2 protein-coding genes and 1 pseudogene are annotated in these 2,883 nt (G+C 74.7%); all 3 read left to right on the top strand.

Annotated elements, in window-relative coordinates; translation table 11 throughout:
- Nucleotides 1-691, top strand: a 691-nt coding sequence (locus FOE67_RS21660) for a DUF5819 family protein (protein WP_182666517.1), incomplete at its 5' end; no start/stop codon positions are given.
- Nucleotides 688-2,358 carry an HTTM domain-containing protein gene (locus tag FOE67_RS21655; RefSeq protein WP_182666516.1) on the top strand — a complete coding sequence of 557 codons (1,671 nt, stop codon included), beginning with the start codon at nt 688-690 and terminating at the stop codon, nt 2,356-2,358. The genes FOE67_RS21660 and FOE67_RS21655, both read left to right, overlap by 4 nt.
- Nucleotides 2,359-2,617: 259 nt before the next feature.
- Nucleotides 2,618-2,883 (top strand): annotated as a pseudogene (locus FOE67_RS21650) (TrmH family RNA methyltransferase); the annotation flags it as partial.

Here is a 2,883-nt window from a genome sequence, read left to right as displayed (position 1 = left end):
CCTCCCGCTCGACCCGGAGCCCCCCTCCGCCGCCTCGACGGGGCCCGGCCGGCTCTCCTGGCCCGCCCGGGTGGTGGTCGCCCTCGCCGTCGGACTCATAGCGAGCTTCGCCGCCTGGCACCTGCTGGCGATCTTCCTGTTCGTCGCCCCCTCCAACACCGTCACCAACGAGTACGGCGACACCATCCGCGGCTACGTGAACCCCGAGTTCGAACAGAACTGGAAGCTCTTCGCCCCCAACCCCCTCCAGCGGAACGTGGCCGTGGAGGCCCGGATCGAGACGGTCGCCGAGGACGGCTCGCTCGAGGTGGGGGAGTGGGTGGACCTCTCCGCGATGGACTTCGAGCACATCCGGCACAACCTGCTGCCCAGCCACACCGCGCAGAACGAACTGCGCCGGGCCTGGGACTTCTACACCAACAACCACGACGACGCCGGCAACGCCCAGGGCTCCCGCGCCCACCTCGCCTCCACCTACGTGCACCGCATCGCGCTGCTGAGGCTGAGCGAGGAGACGGACGTCACCGAGGCACGGCGGGTCCAGGTCCGGGGCGTGCTCACCCGGGTCCCCGCCCCGCCGTGGAGCGCGGAGAACATCGACACCTCCCCCTCCTACACCGAGCTGGACTGGCGCACCGTCCTCCCCGAGGACCTGCCCGGCGGCGCCCTCGCACCCGAGGAGTCCTCGTGACCGACGACGCACGGACCCCCGGGCGGGACGACCGCCCCGCCGACGTCCCCGTCGGCACCCCGGTCGATCCCCCCGTCGACGCCCCGGCCGACACGACGGCCGGGACCGCGACCCGGGCCGTGCCGGTGCCCCGCCGCTCCCGCCCCGCCGACGGTGAGCCGCCCAACCCCCTGGCCGGGATGGGCGACCGCCTCGACGCGGCACTGGGGCGCGGCATCGACCACGTCACCCGCCGCGCCCTGGGCCCCTACCAGACGGCGATCGTGCGCATCGGCTTCGCCTTCACGTGGTTGTTCTTCCTGATCCGGGAGATCCCCCACCGGCACGAGCTGTACGGGCCCGACAGCCCGTGGGGCTTCGACCTCGCCGAACAGCTCATCGCCGAGAACAAGGCGTTCACCGTCCTGCTGTGGACGGACTCGGTGACCTGGTTCGAGATCGTCTACGCCTTCTCGGCGCTGGCGAGCATCGGTCTGCTGCTGGGCTGGCGCACCCGCACCATGTCCGTGCTCTTCATGATCGGCGTGCTCTCGCTGCAGAACCGCAGCGTGTTCATGGGCGACGGCGGGGACAACGTCGTCCACCTCATGGCGATCTACCTGGTGCTGACCCGCTGCGGACAGGTGTGGTCCCTGGACGCCCGGCGGCGGGCCCGGGGGACAGCCGATCCCCGCGACCCGGTCGGCATGGTGCTGTGGGCGGCCTGCGGCGCGGCGCTCGCGGTCACCACCGCCACCGGCCTGCTGGGCGGGCCGATCTGGCTGCTGTGCCTGTGGGGGCTGTGGGCGATCCACGGCCTGTGGTGGGTGCTGAGCCGCCCGGCCGCCCGCCCCGGCGAGCCGCGCGTGGTCTGCGACATGATCGCCAACGTCGCGCACAACGCGGCACTGCTGGTGATCATGGTCGAGGTCTGCATCATCTACTCGACCGCCGGCTGGTACAAGATCCAGGGCTCGCGCTGGCAGGACGGCACCGCCGTCTACTACCCGATGAACCTGGACTACTTCACGCCGTTCCCCGAGGTCTCCTCGATCCTGGTGGGCAACGCCCTGCTGGTGATGATCCTGACCTACGGCACGGTGTTCGTGCAGGTCGCCTTCCCGTTCGCGCTGCTCAACCGGCGGGCGAAGAACATCCTGCTCGCCATCATGATCGGTGAGCACATCGGCATCGCGATCCTGCTCGGGCTGCCCTTCTTCTCCATGGCGATGATCGCGATGGACATCGTCTTCCTGCCCACGGCCTTCCTGCTGTGGATCGGCTCGCGGGCGCGCCGGCTGACCGAGCCGGTGCGCCGGCTCGGCCGCCGGACCGGCGGCCCGGGCAAGCCGGGGGCCGCCCCCGTCGGCCCGGGCGGGCCACGGGTCCCCGCCCCCGCCACGGGGGAGCGGCCCCCGGGGGTCGGCGGCGCCGGGGACGCGACCGGGGAGAGCGGTGAACCGACCGACACCGGGGACCGGGTCCCCGTCGGGGCCTCCGCCCCGAGGGCGGGAGCCGGCGCCGACGGGCCGGCCGAGGCGGGGGTGCGGGCCGGGGAGAACGGCTCGCTCCCGTCCCCGACGACCTCCGGAGCCGGCGGGGCGGGCCCGGCAGCCGTGGGGGGAACGGGCGCGGAGCCCGAGGCCGAGGACCCGGGGCGCGGCGCCGCTCCGGCCGAGCGTCGCTGATCGAGGGGTGATCCGGCGGCGGGCGACCGCCGCCGGCACCGGGCCGGTCCGGGTGTTCCGGGCCGGGTGTTCCGGTCCGGGTGTTCCGGGCCGGGCGACCGCCCCCGGGTTCCCGCCGGGGGTGCTTCGCCCCCGGGTCACCCCTGCCGGACACCGCCGGCATCCCCGCCCGGGGCGGGGGACGCCGGCCCGGGGCCGGCATCCTGGTGCGGCCCCGCCTCACCGCCTCCCCCGGACGGTCCGCACCCGAATGATTCACGTGAAACATCCCGCCCCCGGGCCGGCCGGTGAGCCCGCCCCGGTGCTGCTGGACGGCTTCCACGCACTCAAGCACGCCCTGCGCTTCGGCGCCGAGGTGCGCGCGGCCGTGGCCGCCGACCGCCGGGCGGCCCTCGACCTGGCCGCCGAGTTGGCCCCCGACCTGCGCGACCGGCTCGCCGACCTGCTGGTCGAGGGGGACCCCGCGGCCCTGGGCGGTCCCGCCGGCCGTGCCCACCCCACCGGGGTCGCGGCCCTCGCCGTGCC

The organism is Streptomyces calidiresistens (assembly GCF_014141525.1).
GTDB lineage: Bacteria > Actinomycetota > Actinomycetes > Streptomycetales > Streptomycetaceae > Streptomyces > Streptomyces calidiresistens.
This window is presented reverse-complemented; position numbering and strand designations above follow the sequence as displayed.